Origin of the sequence: Microbispora triticiradicis, assembly GCF_005864065.1 — a bacterium.
Lineage (GTDB): Bacteria > Actinomycetota > Actinomycetes > Streptosporangiales > Streptosporangiaceae > Microbispora > Microbispora triticiradicis.
In genome coordinates this window covers 1,079,987-1,094,452 of record NZ_VANP01000001.1, presented here as the reverse complement: position 1 = coordinate 1,094,452, position 14,466 = coordinate 1,079,987, and the positions used below count along the sequence as shown (strand labels likewise).

Genomic DNA, 14,466 nt, shown 5'->3' with positions numbered 1-14,466 from the left:
GCAGCATCACCGGCGTCCAGTCCGGCCTGTGCATCGACGCCTCCGGAGCCGCCACCGCCAACGGCACCAAGCTCCAGCTCTACAGCTGCCACGGCGGCACCAACCAGAAGTGGACCTGGAGCAGATAACGAAGAACGCCCTCGTGCATGACGTCGGACCCCTTGGGTAGACGCACATCGAGAGTGCGCTGCGGGGCCGCGCGGGACCGGGGTGGATGGTCACCCCCCGATCCCGCGCGGCCCTGCGCATGTTCCGGGAGGGCCGAAGGTCCCGCGACCACGGGACTTCGGAGTGATCGGAGAGTGCCGTACGGCTCTGCGCCGCCGATGCGGTGATGCGGTGTTCTTGGAACGTAAAGAACACGACCACCGCAGTTGAAAGGGGCCGGTCATGGCCATCACCGAAGCGCGGCACCAGAAGGCCCCCCTCCTTCCCGCCGCTCCCCCCGCTCCCCAGACGACCGGCACGACGACCGGCACGACGACCGGCACGACGACCGGCACTGACCCGGCCAGGTACGTGTGGGCCGCCGCCCGGATCGCGATCGGCTGGGTGTTCCTGTGGGCCTTCCTGGACAAGCTGTTCGGCTGGGGCTTCGCCACCCCCGCTGCCAAGGCGTGGATCAACGGCGGAAGCCCGACCACCGGCTTCCTGAAGGGCACCGCCGACAGGACCTTCGGCGGCCTGTTCGGCGCCCTCGCCGGCCAGGCCTGGGTCGACTGGCTGTTCATGACCGGCCTCGCCGGCATCGGCGCCGCCCTCGTCCTCGGCGTGGGCATGCGCGTCGCCGCCACCACCGGCGGGCTCCTCCTGCTGATGATGTGGGCCGCCGAACTCCCGCTGACCACCAACCCCTTCATGGACGAGCACATCGTCTACGCCATCGTCCTCGCGGGCCTGGCGCTGACCCGGGCCGGCGAGACGTTCGGCCTCGGCGGACGGTGGGCCGCCACCCCGCTCGTGCGCCGCTTCCCGATCCTCCGGTGAGACTCTCCGGCTCCGATGCCCACTCCCCGCCCCCTGGGAGTGGGCATCGGCCTGTCCGCGATGCGAGACTGCCCCCTATGACCGACCACGAGCTGTCCCGGTCGCTGATCCCGAGCATGCGACTGGACGACCTGCTGGCCGAGTTGCAGTCACGCCTCGAAGCGGTGCTGGCCACTCGCGACCGCGTCCACGCGCTGCTGGAGGCGGTTGTCTCGATCGGCAGCGACCTCGACCTGGAGATCGTGCTGCGCCGCATCGTGGCCACCGCCGCCACTCTGGTGGACGCCACCTACGGCGCGATGGGCGTGATCGGCGAGGACAACACCCTGGTGCAGTTCGTCCCCGTCGGGCTGAGCGAGGAGGAGATCGCCCGGATCGAGCACTGGCCGCACGGTCTCGGCCTGCTCGGCCTGTTGATCAAGCAACCGCGGACGCTGCGCCTGGCCGACATCTCCCAGCACCCCGAGTCGTACGGCTTCCCACCCGGCCATCCGCCGATGGGCGGCTTCCTCGGGGTGCCGATCCGGGTCCGCGACGAGGTGTTCGGCAACCTCTACCTGACCGAGAAGCGCGGCGGCGGGCAGTTCGACGAGGACGACGAGGCGATCGTGGTCGCCCTGGCCACCGCCGCCGGAGTGGCCATCGAGAACGCCCGCCTGTACGAGGAGAGCCGCCGCCGGGAGACCTGGCTGCAGGCGTCCGCCGAGATCACTACCCGTCTGCTCTCCGGCGCCGAGCCGCAGGAGGTGCTCACCCTCATCGCTCACCGGGCCCACCAGATGAGCGCCGCCGACGGCGTCGCGATCCTGCTGCCCCGCGCCGGCAGCGACGCCCTGCACCTGGCCCTGGAGCGCACCGGTTCCGCGGACCCGGCCGACCCCGACGGCGATCCCCGCGACCCCGCCGACGAGAAGGAGCGGGGAGACCAGGCCGGCCCGGCCGGCTCCGCGTACGACGGGCGGGTGCCGATCACGGGCTCGCTGGCCGGGCGGGCCTTCCTCAGCGGCGAGCCGCTGATGCTCGACGACGACGGCGCTGACGAGGAGACGCTCGCCTGGGAGATCGACGCTCCCGTGGGGCCGGTGGCGGCGGTGCCGCTCGGCGCGCCCGGCGCGGTCCGCGGCGTGCTCGCCCTGGTGAAGCGCGCCGGGCGGATGCCCTTCAGCCGGTCGGAGCTGCGCATGCTGCACGCCTTCGCCGGACAGGCGGCCGTCGCGCTGGAGCTCGCCGACACCCGCAGGGACGCCGAGCGGCTCGGCCTGCTCGAAGACCGCGACCGCATCGCCAAGGACCTGCACGACGTGGTCATCCAGCGGCTGTTCGCCGTCGCGATGACCCTGATGAGCACGGTGCGGCTGGTCGAACGCCCCGAGGCCTCCTCCCGCCTCCAGACCGCGATCGACGAACTGGACACCACCATCCGGCAGATCCGCTCGACCATCTTCGCCCTGCAGACGCCGCGCGAGGACAGCTCTCCCAGCCTGCGGGCCCAGGTGGTGGACCTGGTCGAGAGCGCCCGGGGGCACCTGGGCTTCATGCCGGGCCTGAGCCTGGAGGGCCATCTCGACAGCCGGGTGCCTGCGCAGGCGGCCGAACACCTGCTCGCCGTGCTGCGCGAGGCCCTGTCGAACATCGTCCGCCACGCCAGGGCCTCGCGTGCCGACGTCACCCTCGACGCCACCGGCGAGCGGCTGACGCTCGTCGTGGAGGACAACGGCGTGGGCGTCTCCGCCGAGGGCCGCCGCAGCGGCCTGCGCAACCTCGCCGACCGCGCCGAACGGCTCGGCGGGTCCTCCGCCCTCACCGCGCCGCCCGGCGGCGGCACCCGCCTGGAATGGACCATTCCCCTGAGCGGATGACCGGCGCCGGGCGGCGGTGGTCGAGCCGGTCTAGTCGTGTTCGGCCTTGAGGCGGGCGGCCAGGGCGGCGGCCTGGGTGCGGCGCTGCATGTCGAGCTTGCCGAGCAGGTTCGACACGTAGTTCTTGACCGTCTTCTCGGCCAGGAACATCCGCTCGCCGATCTGCCGGTTGGTCAGGCCCTCGCCGATCAGTTCCAGGATCTGGCGCTCCTGGTCCGACAGGGCGGCCAGCGGGTCCTTCCTGGTGGCCTGGTCACGCAGCCGGTGCAGCATCGCGGCCGTGGTCTGCGGGTCGAGCAGCGACTGCCCGGCGGCCACCGTCCGCACCGCGCCGACCAGATCGGAGCCGTGGATCTGTTTGAGCACGTAACCGGCCGCACCGGCCATCACCGCGTTGAACAGCGCCTCGTCGTCGGCGAAGGAGGTCAGCATCAGGCAGGCCAGGCCGGGCACCTTCGAGCGCACCTCCCGGCAGACGTCCACGCCGTTGCCGTCAGGCAGGCGCACGTCCAGCACCGCGACGTCGGGCCGCAGGGCCGGAATGCGGGCCACGGCCGACTCCGCCGTCCCCGCCTCGCCGATGACCTCGATGTCGTCCTCGGCCTCCAGAAGCGCCGCCACGCCGCGCCGTACCACCTCGTGGTCGTCCACCAGGAACACGCGAATCATGACTCATACGCTAAGCCCTCAGAGCCCGATCGGCCGAGGACGGGCCCGGTCAGTGAGGCGAAAAGCGGCGGTTCGTACTGGGGATACCAAGCCTCGTCTTCGGGATAGCCCGCTCCGCCCAACGCACATAACGTTCAGACGTGGCCGATTCCACCAGCCCGATGACCGCCCGTCAGGGGCGTCCCGGCGGGGCGGCCGCGGAGGTGGGCGGGGGGAAGCTTCCCCGCGCACTCCGACCGACCAGTGACGACGCACAGAACCTCCGGCCGCGGGTCCGCTCCGTGAAGAGTCCCGCCGGCCGCCGGCCGAGGAGCACGACGACACGATGAACGCACAGCTCATGAACCGTGCCTACACCGCCGGGGCCGCAGCGCCCACGGCTGTGTACACCTGTCCGGTGCCCCACACGCCGCAGGCGGTCGCCGCCGTACGGCACCGCGCGCACGGCCCGCTCAGGGCATGGGGACTGCCGGAGAACACCGTGGACGAGGCCCTGCTCGTGGTCTCCGAGCTGGTCACGAACGCCGTGCTCCACGCTCTTCCCCCGGCCGAGTTGCGGCTCCTCCTGCTGGAGGACGTCGTACGGATCGAGGTCGCGGACTCGGGGACGGCACCCGTGTGGTCCGGCGGCGCGCCCGCGGGCGGACGCGGCGGCGTCGTCATCAAAGCGCTCGCGGTCGGGTACGGCGCCGACGTCCGGCCGAAGTCCGTCACCCACTGGGTTGAGCTGCGGGCACGGCCCTCGGTGCGGCCCACGAGCCGGCTTCAGTGCTGCGGGGTCCGCGAGGGAGACTCCCCGAATCGCCGGCGATAGGCCAGGGAGAACCGGCCGAGACGGGCCTCAAGGCACGATCGCGCAAGATCGGCCTTGGGGCGGCTTGGTGGGGGACGGGGGGTTCGTAATGTGGACGTCATGCCTCGTCTTTGGGATAGCACACGTTGACCCACCCACATAACGTGGGGATATGGACGCTCTTACCAGCTGGACGCCTCCTTACCGGGAGGGGTCACGGCAGGGCTCTCCGAACGGGTCCAGCCCACTGGTGATCAGGGAGCACGAGACGATGAACGTACAGGTTATGGAACGTGCCGACGTCGCCGGGGCCGCAGCGGCCACGGCTGTCTACACATATCCGGTGTCCCACTCCTTCCAGGCGGTCGGCGTGGTGCGCCGCCGGGCCCGCGACGTGCTGGCGGAGTGGGGCCTGTCCGAGGCCACCGCGGACGAGGCCGTACTCGTCATCTCGGAGCTGGTCACGAACGCGGTGCTGCACGCCCTGCCACCGGCCGAGCTGCGGCTGTTCCTGCACGGAGGCGTCGTACGCGTCGAGGTCGGCGACTCGGGAGCGGCTCCCGTGTGGCCGGGCAGCGCGCCCGCTTCGGACGAGCGCGGACGCGGCAGCGACCTCATCGAGGCGCTGGCGCTCCGTCACGGCGCCGACGTCGGGCCCGACTCCGCCACCTACTGGGCGGAACTGCCCGCCTGCTGATCCGATGAGGGCGACAGGGTCAGCGCCGGAGGGTCTCGGAGGGGGACTCTCCGAACCGCTGCCGGTAGGCCAGCGAGAACCGGCCGAGATGGGCGAACCCCCACCGGTAGGCGACGTCGGTGACGGTCGCGGCGACCGGATCGGTGACCGCCAGCTCGGCCCGCACCCGGTCGAGGCGCACCTCACGCAGGTAACCCATCGGCGTCTTCTCCAGGTGACGCCGGAACCCCTCCTGCAACGCCCGCGCGCTCACCCCCACGGCCTCGGCGATGTCCTCCACCGTGAGCGGCTCGGCCGCGTGATCCTCGATCAGCCGTACGGCCCGTTTCACGGTCGGCGGCGCCACCCTCCGATGCCCGTTGCGCAATTCGTCGATGTAGTTGCTCGGCTGCGCCATCAGAAGCTGCGTCATCAGCAGCCCCTCCAGCTGCCTGGCGACGAGCGGCTGCTCCAGCATGCCGCCACCGGTCTCGGCCTCTCTGCGGAGGAGTTCGACCACCGACCGCCAGGAACGGGCCGGCGGCCGCGTCAGGTCCATCCCCAGGGAGAAGGTGAGCGGACGGTCCGGCCGCCGCCCGATCAGCCTGCCGAGCTGGTCTTCGAGTGCCCTGCGGTCGAACCGGGTGAACAGCCCGCAGTGGCCGGCCGACCATCGCACGGACATGGGCCGGGTGAGCGACAGCACGCAGGCGAGCCCTGGCGTCGACACGATCCGCTCGGGCCCGTGGGACATCGCGGCGGTGCCGATGAGCGGCACCTCGACGAGGAGATGAGTGTCGAGCATCTGGGGGGTGATCAACACCTCCGTGCCGTAGTGGAGGCAGTACAGACCCACCTCGCCGAACTCGATCCCGGTCATGCAGGCGTCGATGTGAGCGCCGGACTCCACGGGACGCACCGCGTAGCGACCGAGGGCCTCCCCGACTCTGGCCTCGGCCTCGTCGACGTCCCGGGTGCACACCCGTTGATGCGCCGCGAACGGTAGCGGCCGATCGGACATCTCCGCCTCCCCCAGCGGTCGCGCGACCTGAAACGCGTGCATGTGCGCGTCCCCCGACGGTCCATTTCACCCTACGTTCGTCCTGGTCAGAGCGTGTACCCCCCTACCCCGCCCGGGCCGGGTCAGCGCCGGAGGGTCTCGGAGGGGGACTCTCCGAACCGCTGCCGGTACACCGACGAGAACCGGCCGAGATGGGCGAACCCCCACCGGTACGCGACGTCGGTGACGGTCGCAGCCACCCGGTCGGTGACCGCCAACTCGGCCCGCACCCGGTCGAGGCGCACCTCACGCAGGTAACCCATCGGCGTCTTGTCCAGATGACGCCGGAACCCCTCCTGCAACGCCCGCGCGCTCACCCCCACGGCCTCGGCGATGTCCTCCACCGTGAGCGGCTCGCCCGCGTGCTCCTCGATCAGACTCACGGCCCGCTTCACGGTCGGCGGCGCGACCCTCCGCTGCCCACCGCACAACTCGTCGATGTAGTTGCTCGGCTGCGCCATCAGAAGCTGCGTCATCAGCAGCCCCTCGAACTGCCTGACGACGAGCGGCTGCTCCAGCATGCCGCCACCGGTCTCGGCCTCGTCGCGGAGGAGCTCGGCCACCGACCACCAGGAACGGGCCGGCGGCCGCGTCAGGTCCATCCCCGAAGAGAACGTGAGCGGCCGATCCGGCCGCCGCCCGATCAGCCTGCCGAGGTGAGCTTCGAGCGCCGGCCGGTCGAAGTGCACGATGCACTGCGTGTTCCCGGCCCCCCACCGCATGGACCTGGGGTGAGCCGACAGCACGGCGGCGAGCTCGGGCGTGGATCGGATCGTCTCCCGGCCGTGGCACACCTCGGCCGTTCCGGCACACGGGATCTCGACGAAGAGGGAGTCGTCCGCGACGGGCGGCGTGATCGAAACCTCCGCTCCGTAGCCGAGGACGTACAGTCCGAAATCGCCGAACTGGACTCCTTGCAACCGGACGTCGAGCCGGGCGCCGGCCCTTATGGGTCGCAGCTCGTGCGCGCCGACGACCTCCCCGATCCGCACCCGGGCCTCGTCGGCGTCGTGCGTGTGCAGCCGCCAGTGCGCGGCGAGCGGCATCCGCTGATCGGACATGTCCGCCTCCCCCCAGCGGTCACGTGGCCCGAGGGGCGACCCAATCCCCCCGGGTGGGCCTTCTGTCTCAGCCTACGTTCGTCCTGGTGAGGCGCGTACGCTCCGTCCCGGAGCGCCTGCCGTACCCCCGGCACCCCGCGGCCGTCCGGTTCAGCCGCGGGCGGCCGCGTCCACCCGGGTGGCCGCCGAAGCACCGGTCGTGGGGTCCCCGGTCGTGACGGGGGCGGTCGAGCCGCGCACCACCAGTTCGGTGGCGAGCTCGACGTGGTGCGACTCGATCCGCTCCCCCGCCGCCAGGCGGAGCGCCGTACGCACCGCGACGGCGCCCATCTCCCGGAGCGGCTGGCGTACGGTCGTGAGGGGCGGCGAGGCCATCCGGGCGATCTGGGTGTCGTCGAACCCCACGATGCTGAGGTCCTCCGGCACCCGCAGCCCGCGCGCCCTGGCGGCCTCCAGCACCCCGAGCGCGATCTCGTCACACCCGGCGAAGATCGCCGTGGGTGGTTCGGGGAGATCGAACAGCGCCGCGCCGCCCTCGACCCCGTCCTGGTAGTGGAAGTGCGCCGTCCGCACGTACCCGGGAGGCACGGAGACGCCCGCCGCCTCCATCGCGGCCCGGTAGCCGTGCAGCCTGGCCTGGGTGCAGGCCGCGGTGGCCGGGCCGCCGAGGTGGGCGACGCGCCGGTGGCCCAGCCCGAGCAGGTGCTGGGTGGCGGCCAGGCCACCGGCGAAGTTCGTGGAGCCGACGCTGGTCACCCGGGTCCTCGGCAGGTTCAGCGGATCGATCACCACGAGGGGCAGCCGCGCCCGGGACAGGGCGCCGAGCTGCCCCCCGGTCAGCTCACCGGTGACGGCGACCAGCGCCCGCCGCCCGGCCGCGACCAGCCCGCGCGCCCAGCCCCCGGTGCGGTCGGCGGAGCGCCGGATGCTCACCACGATCGACGCGTCGAGCTCGGCCCCGGCCTCCACCGCGCCCTGGACGATCTCGGTCGAGTACGGGTTGAGGTCGTCGTCGAACTCCACCTCGACCGTGTCGGACGCGGCCGGCTCGCCCCGGCGCTGCGGCGGCGCGACGTAGTCGTGCTGCGCGAGCAGCGACAGCACCAGGGCACGCGTCGCCGGGGCGACGTCGCTGCGGCCGTTCAGCACCTTCGACACGGTCGCGACCGACACCCCCGCCGAGGCCGCGACCGTCGCCAGCGTGGCCCGTCTACGACCGGCCGCCATCTGATCCTCCCTGTCGCGTGGCGCCGGACCCCGGCGCCGGGCTCACTTCCACGGGGGTGACCAACCGGCGGTCACTGCCGACGTGGCGGAGCGGGCCGGTCAGCCGTACGCGGCCCCGGCAGGGCAGGTCCGACGCCGACGTGCCGACGAGGACGTCGACGTCCCCGGGCTCGACCACCCGCCGCAGGTCACGTCCGGTGAAGGCGGTCCGGTCGGTGTGGACGGTGAAGGTCGCCCGCGCGCTCTCGCCGGGCTCCAGCCGGACCCTGGCGAACCCGGTGAGCTGCAGCACCGGACGGGTGACCTGGGCGAGCACGTCGTGCAGGTAGAGCTGGACGACCTCCTCGCCCGCCCGCGGGCCGGTGTTGCGCACGCGCACCGACACGGTGAACTCGCCGTCCGTGGGCACCTCGGTCTCGCTGATCTCCAGGTCGCCGACCTCGAAGGTGGTGTAGGAGGCGCCGTAGCCGAACGGGAACAGCGGGCTCGGGTCGAGGTTGCTGATGCCGTGATCCTCGGCGCCGAGCGGCGGCTGGAGGTAGGTGCCGGGCTGGCCGCCGTGGCTGCGGGGGATCTGCACCGGCAGCTTCCCACAGGGCTGCACCCGGCCGGACAGGACGCCCGCGACCGCCGCCCCGCCCTCCTGCCCGGGCATGAACGCCTGGACGAGCGCGGCGGCCTTGTCGCGCACGTCCCCCAGCGCGTACGGCCGGCCCGAGACGACCACCACGACGACCGGCGTGCCGGTGGCGGCGAGCTCGGTCAGCAGGTCCTCCTGCACGCCGGGCAGCCGCAGGTCGTCGGCGTCGCAGCCCTCGCCCGAGGTGCCCTGCCCGAACAGCCCGGCGAGGTCGCCGACGACGGCCACGCACAGGTCGGACTCGCGGGCCGCCCGCAGCGCGTCCGCGAAGCCGGAGCGGTCCGCGTCCCGCCAGTCGCAGCCCCGCTCGTGGACGATCTCGGCGTCCGGCAGCTCGGCCCGCAGCGCGTCGAGCAGGCCGCGCGCCTCGATGCCGAGCCCGAGCCCGGGGTAGCGGGGCAGCACGTGGTTCGGGAAGGAGTAGCAGCCCATGAACGTGCGCGGGTCGTCGGCGCAGGGGCCGACGACCGCCACCCGCCTCAGCTCGGGGCGGCCCTCGCCGAGCAGCGGCAGCGCCTCGCCCGCGTCGAGCAGGACGACGGACCGCTCGGCCAGCTCCCTGGCCAGCTCCCGGTTGTGCGCCGAGTCCAGGTCCACCGACTCCGCCCCGGCCACCGACTGCTCCGGCGTCCAGTCGGGGTCGAGCAGGCCGAGCTCGATCTTCTGGGTGAGCAGCCGGCGCGCGGCCCGGTCGATGAGGGCCTCGGGCAGTTCGCCCCGTCGCACCCGGTCGGCCAGGTGCTGGCCGAAGCCGAGCGTGTCCGGCAGCTCGACGTCGATCCCGGCGGTCAGCGCCTGCACGCCGGCGTCCTCCGCGTCCGCCGCGACCTGGTGCATCGTGGCCAGGAACGCGACCGACCAGTAGTCGGAGACGACGGTCCCGGTGAACCCCCACTCCTCGCGCAGCACCTCGGTCAGCAGCCACGGGTCGGCGACGGAGGGAACGCCGTCCAGGTCGCAGTAGGAGTTCATGACCGAGCGCGCGCCGCCCTCCGCGATCGCGGTCTCGAACGTCGGCAGGATCATGTCCATCAGCTCGCGCCGGCCCATCGGCACCGGGCCGTGGTTGCGGGCCGCCCGGGACGCGGAGTATCCGGCGAAGTGCTTGAGCGTGGCGATGACCCCCGCCTTCTCCAGGCCGCGCACGTACGCCGAGCCGAGCATCGCGACGAGGTACGGGTCCTCGCCCAGGGTCTCCTCGACCCGGCCCCAGCGGTAGTCGCGCACCACGTCGAGCACGGGCGAAAGGCCCTGGTGGACGCCCACGGCGCGCATGTCCCGCCCGATGGCCGCGGCCATCCGCTCCACCAGGCCGGGGTCGAAGGTCGCGCCCCAGGCGATGGCCGTCGGGTAGACCGTCGCGCCGTAGGTGGTGAAACCGGTCAGGCACTCCTCGTGCACCAGCGCCGGAATGCCCAGCCGGGAGTGCTTCACCACCTCGTGCTGCAGCCGCACCACCTCCGCGGCGCCCTCCGCCGCGCTCACCGGGGTGCTGCCGAACACCCGGGTCAGATGCCCGAGCCCGTGGCGCACCGACTCCTCGAACGGCACCGTCCCCGCGGCGGCGAACACGTCCTGCATGGGCGCCACGTTGTGCGTGCCGGTGTCGTCCTGCGACTCGGCGATCTGCTCGTCCTGCATGTCGTTGCCGATCCACCGGCTGCCGAGCTGGCCGATCTTCTCCTCCAGGGTCATCTCCTCGAGGAGGGCCTCCACCCGGTCGGCCACGGGAAGCGCGGGGTCCTGCCACGGCCGGAGGATCCGGTCCGTCGCGGGGGTCCGATCGAGCGCCGTCATCTGCTCTCCTCAAGAAAGAGTTTCGAAACATTTCGAGGTCCGGTGGCGGATTCGCCTGAAACACAGGTGTTTCACGAGATCACCAGCTAGACGCCCATGCGAAAGTACTCTACACACGGCTAACCCGGCTGTGCCGAGCGTGTGAGAGGAGCCTTGACACGCTGGTAACGCCTATCTAAATTGGCGTGCCACGCGGCTTGTGTCGAAATGTTTCGACGGGCTGACTTCAAGGAGGAATGGGGCGGAGGCGCCCACGGTGCTGATCACGGTGTTGATCCAGTTCGCCGGCCACCGCATCCGATGTTCGGCGAGCCGCGCTCAGCCTCGGCATGCGACGTACGGAGAACAGCGTGGAGTCCAGGACTACATCCCGCCGTGCTTTCCTTTCCCTCTCGATGGGCCTTCCCCTGGGCGCCGCGCTGGCGGCCTGCGGCACGTCCGGCCCGGCCCCGAGCGGCGGTGGCGCGAGCGGCGCCGCCGCGGGCGGAAACGGGGGCGGCGGGGCCAAGGCCAGCTACTGGTTCCTCTCGGGCCCGCCCGGTGAGGCGCCGCGCACCGCGGCCGTGAAGCGGTTCAACCAGGCCAACCCCAACGGCCAGATCGATTTCAACGTCATCCAGAACGACGCGTACAAGACGAAGATCAAGACCGCGATCGGCGCGGGCCAGGCGCCCACCATCATCTGGGGCTGGGGCGGCGGCGGTCTGCGCAGCTACGTGCAGGCCGGCCAGGTCGAGGACCTCACCTCGTGGTTCGACCAGAACGCCGCCGTGAAGGACCGGCTGTTCCCGGGCGCCTTCGGAGCCGCGACGATCGACGGCAAGATCTACGCGATGCCGTGTGAGACCGTGCAGCCGATCGTCCTGTTCTACAACAAGAAGGTCTTCGAGAAGGTCGGGGTGCAGCCGCCGCAGTCGTACGGCGACATCCTCGACCTGGTGAAGAAGTTCAACGCCGAGGGCATCGCGCCGTTCTCGCTGGGCGGCCAGTCCCGCTGGACGAACATGATGTGGCTGGAGTTCCTCTTCGACCGCATCGGCGGCTCCGAGGTGTTCCAGGCCGTCTTCGACGGCGAGAAGGACGCCTGGAACAACCCCGCGTCCATCGAGGCCCTGACCAAGATGCAGGAGCTCATCAAGGCCAACGGGTTCATCAAGGGCTTCTCCTCGATCACCGCCGACTCCAACGCCGACCAGGCGCTGCTCTACACCGGCAAGGCCGCGATGATGCTGCACGGCAGCTGGTCGTACGGCATCCAGCAGGCGCAGGGCGGCGACTTCGTCTCCAGCGGCGGCCTCGGCTTCATGAACTTCCCGCCGATCGACGGCGGCAAGGGCGACCCGAGCGACACCGTCGGCAACCCCGGCCAGTACCTCTCGATCTCCTCCAAGGCGACGCCCGAGCAGAAGGAGATCGCGAAGAAGTTCTTCGCCTCCGGGGTCCTCGACGAGGCCGAGCAGAAGGAATGGGTCGGCACCGGCGGCGTGCCGATCGTCAACGGCTCCGACAAGCTGTTCACCGGTTCCAAGGACGCGGAGTTCCTGAACTTCATCTACGGCGTCTCGAGCAAGGCCAAGGTGTTCGCCCAGTCCTGGGACCAGGCGCTCAGCCCGACCGCGGCCGAGGTGCTGCTCGACAACATCGCCAAGCTGTTCCAGCTGTCGATCTCTCCGCAGCAGTTCGCGACGAACATGAACGCGGTCATCGGCAAGTGACGATGTCCGCGACTACCACCGGACGGACGTCGTCCGCCGTCGCGCCCAAGGCGCGCGGCGGCGGCGTCCTGCCGTGGCTGGCACTTCCGGCCCTGCTGGCCTTCGTGGCCTTCGCGGTGATTCCGCTGATCGGGGTGCTGCTGCTCAGCTTCACGTCCTGGGACACGCTCGGCACGATCCAGCTGACCGGGCTGGAGAGCTGGCAGTCCGTGCTCTCCGACCCCGGCCTGCCACACGCGCTGTGGGTGACGTTCCTGATCACGGCGCTCTCCTGGGCGGTCCAGACCCCGGCCAGCATCCTGATCGGGGTGTTCCTCGCGGGACACCAGCGCTACCGCGAGCTGCTCGCGGTGCTGTACTTCATCCCGCTGCTGCTCAGCTCGGCGGCCATCGCGATCACCTACAAGGCGCTGCTCGACCCCAACTTCGGGCTCGGCGCGGGGCTGCACATCGACCTGCTCACCCAGGACTGGCTCGGCGAGCCCGGCCTCGCCCTCGGCGTCGTGATCTTCGTGGTGTCGTGGCAGTTCATCCCGTTCCACTCGCTGCTCTACCAGGGCGGCGTACGGCAGATCCCGCGCTCGCTGTACGAGGCCGCGGAGCTGGACGGCGCGGGACGGGTCCGCATGTTCTTCAACATCACCCTGCCGCAGCTCAAGTACACGATCATCACGTCCTCCACGTTGATGATCGTCGGCTCCCTGACCTTCTTCGACCTGATCTTCGTGCTGACCGAGGGCGGTCCCTCCGACGCCACCCGCGCGCTCGCCCTGGACATGTACAAGCGCGGCTTCCAGGCCAACCTCATGGGAGCGGCCTGCGTGATCGGCGTCATCCTCGTTCTCGTCGGCCTCGCCCTGGCGCTGCTGCTGCGCCGGCTCGGCGGCCGCGACCCCAACGCCAGCCAGCTCGAAGGGGCCTGACCGTGACCGCGACCCACACGCCGGCGGCGGCGAAGCGCCCCACCGCGGCCCACTCGCGCGGACGCCGCCCCGCAACGCCCAGCCAGCGCCCCAACTGGCTGGGCGGGCTCATCGGCTGGCTGTGGCTGGCCGTGGTGATCATCCCGATCTACTGGATCGTGATCACCAGTTTCAAGACGCAGAGCAACTACTACGTGACCAACCCGCTGCTGCCGCCCTCCGATCCGACGCTGGACAACTACCGGCTCGTCATCGAGATGGACTTCCCGCTGTACTTCCTGAACAGCCTCCTCGTCGCCGTCGGCACGGTGATCCCGTCGGTCCTGTTCTCGTTCATGGCGGCGTACGCGATCGTCCGGAGCGGCAGAACCAGCCGGTTCCTCCGCGGGGTGAACTCGCTCTTCCTGATGGGCCTGGCCATCCCGCTGCAGGCGACCGTCATCCCGATCTACCTACTGATCATCAAGCTGAGCCTCTACGACTCGCTGACTGCGCTGGTCCTGCCGTCGATCGCCTTCGCGATCCCGCTGTCGGTGCTGGTGCTCTCCAATTTCATCCGGGACGTGCCCAAGGAGCTCTTCGAGTCGATGCGGATGGACGGCGCGACCGAGTGGATGACACTGTGGCGCCTGGCCTTCCCGCTGACCCGGCCGGCCGTGGTGACGGTCTCGATCTACAACGCGCTGAACGTCTGGAACGGGTTCCTGCTGCCGCTGATCCTCACCCAGAGCCCCGACAAGCGCACCCTGCCGCTGGGACTGGCGGCCTTCCAGGGCGGGCCGTACGGCGTGAACGTGCCCGCCGTGCTCGCCTCCGTGGTGCTGACCATCGTGCCGATTTTGGTCCTCTACACCGTCGGGCGCCGTCAGCTGCTCAGCGGCCTGACCGCCGGTTTCGGCAAGTAGGTCCCGGGCCCCTCAGTCTCCGCCGTACAGACGGCCCAGGTGGACGAGTTCCACGTCGGGCCGTCTGCCGGCGAGGCGCACCAGCTCCGCCGAGAACCCGGACCGGGCGAACAGGATCAGCCTCGGAGGTCCTGCCAAGGGGCGGCAATCATCG

The 14,466-nt window shown here is 71.1% G+C and carries 14 protein-coding genes; 8 read left to right on the top strand and 6 right to left on the bottom strand.

The window, feature by feature from the left end; all coding sequences use genetic code 11:
- Positions 1-5: 5 nt before the first annotated feature.
- From FED44_RS05145 to FED44_RS05135, 3 genes are all read left to right on the top strand, one after another.
- Entirely contained in the window at positions 6-128 is a 123-nt protein-coding gene (locus FED44_RS05145) for an RICIN domain-containing protein (protein WP_279633848.1), read from the top strand.
- Between the two features lie 262 nt (positions 129-390).
- Complete coding sequence (locus FED44_RS05140) at positions 391-987, top strand: hypothetical protein (protein ID WP_138459869.1); 597 nt, start codon at positions 391-393, stop codon at positions 985-987.
- A gap of 77 nt (positions 988-1,064) precedes the next feature.
- On the top strand, positions 1,065-2,846 hold the full coding sequence (locus FED44_RS05135) for a sensor histidine kinase (RefSeq protein WP_138459868.1): 1,782 nt from the start codon (positions 1,065-1,067) through the stop codon (positions 2,844-2,846).
- 30 nt (positions 2,847-2,876) lie between these two features.
- Here the strand turns inward: FED44_RS05135 and FED44_RS05130 are convergent, their stop codons facing one another.
- On the bottom strand, positions 2,877-3,515 hold the full coding sequence (locus tag FED44_RS05130) for a response regulator (RefSeq protein ID WP_111701144.1): 639 nt from the start codon (positions 3,513-3,515) through the stop codon (positions 2,877-2,879).
- A gap of 325 nt (positions 3,516-3,840) precedes the next feature.
- Here FED44_RS05130 and FED44_RS05125 point away from each other — a divergent pair, with 325 nt between their 5' ends.
- Complete coding sequence (locus tag FED44_RS05125) at positions 3,841-4,329, top strand: ATP-binding protein (protein ID WP_208758824.1); 489 nt, start codon at positions 3,841-3,843, stop codon at positions 4,327-4,329.
- Between the two features lie 250 nt (positions 4,330-4,579).
- Positions 4,580-5,005 carry an ATP-binding protein gene (locus tag FED44_RS05120; protein WP_208758823.1) on the top strand — a complete coding sequence of 142 codons (426 nt, stop codon included), beginning with the start codon at positions 4,580-4,582 and terminating at the stop codon, positions 5,003-5,005.
- Between the two features lie 19 nt (positions 5,006-5,024).
- Here the strand turns inward: FED44_RS05120 and FED44_RS05115 are convergent, their stop codons facing one another.
- From FED44_RS05115 to FED44_RS05100, 4 genes are all read right to left on the bottom strand, one after another.
- On the bottom strand, positions 5,025-6,005 hold the full coding sequence (locus FED44_RS05115; protein WP_111701155.1) for an AraC family transcriptional regulator: 981 nt from the start codon (positions 6,003-6,005) through the stop codon (positions 5,025-5,027).
- 122 nt (positions 6,006-6,127) lie between these two features.
- Positions 6,128-7,105, bottom strand: coding sequence for an AraC family transcriptional regulator (locus tag FED44_RS05110; RefSeq protein WP_138459867.1), 978 nt, complete (start codon positions 7,103-7,105; stop codon positions 6,128-6,130).
- A 150-nt stretch (positions 7,106-7,255) separates the two neighbouring features.
- Complete coding sequence (locus tag FED44_RS05105) at positions 7,256-8,332, bottom strand: LacI family DNA-binding transcriptional regulator (RefSeq protein WP_111701148.1); 1,077 nt, start codon at positions 8,330-8,332, stop codon at positions 7,256-7,258.
- On the bottom strand, positions 8,316-10,769 hold the full coding sequence (locus FED44_RS05100; protein WP_111701149.1) for a glycoside hydrolase family 3 N-terminal domain-containing protein: 2,454 nt from the start codon (positions 10,767-10,769) through the stop codon (positions 8,316-8,318). The genes FED44_RS05105 and FED44_RS05100 overlap by 17 nt, the downstream gene beginning before the upstream one ends.
- A 395-nt stretch (positions 10,770-11,164) precedes the next feature.
- On the opposite strand from FED44_RS05100, the gene FED44_RS05095 reads away from it, so the two are divergent.
- From FED44_RS05095 to FED44_RS05085, 3 genes are read left to right on the top strand one after another with little or no spacing between them, the layout of a single operon-like run.
- Complete coding sequence (locus FED44_RS05095; RefSeq protein ID WP_208758822.1) at positions 11,165-12,484, top strand: extracellular solute-binding protein; 1,320 nt, start codon at positions 11,165-11,167, stop codon at positions 12,482-12,484.
- Positions 12,485-12,486: 2 nt separating this feature from the next.
- Positions 12,487-13,407, top strand: coding sequence for a carbohydrate ABC transporter permease (locus tag FED44_RS05090; protein ID WP_111701151.1), 921 nt, complete (start codon positions 12,487-12,489; stop codon positions 13,405-13,407).
- A gap of 2 nt (positions 13,408-13,409) precedes the next feature.
- Positions 13,410-14,312: a carbohydrate ABC transporter permease gene (locus FED44_RS05085; protein ID WP_111701152.1), complete on the top strand. Its 903-nt coding sequence runs from the start codon at positions 13,410-13,412 to the stop codon at positions 14,310-14,312.
- Positions 14,313-14,324: 12 nt separating this feature from the next.
- Here the strand turns inward: FED44_RS05085 and FED44_RS38000 are convergent, their stop codons facing one another.
- Positions 14,325-14,450 carry a hypothetical protein gene (locus FED44_RS38000; RefSeq protein ID WP_259403889.1) on the bottom strand — a complete coding sequence of 42 codons (126 nt, stop codon included), beginning with the start codon at positions 14,448-14,450 and terminating at the stop codon, positions 14,325-14,327.
- Positions 14,451-14,466 lie beyond the last annotated feature (16 nt).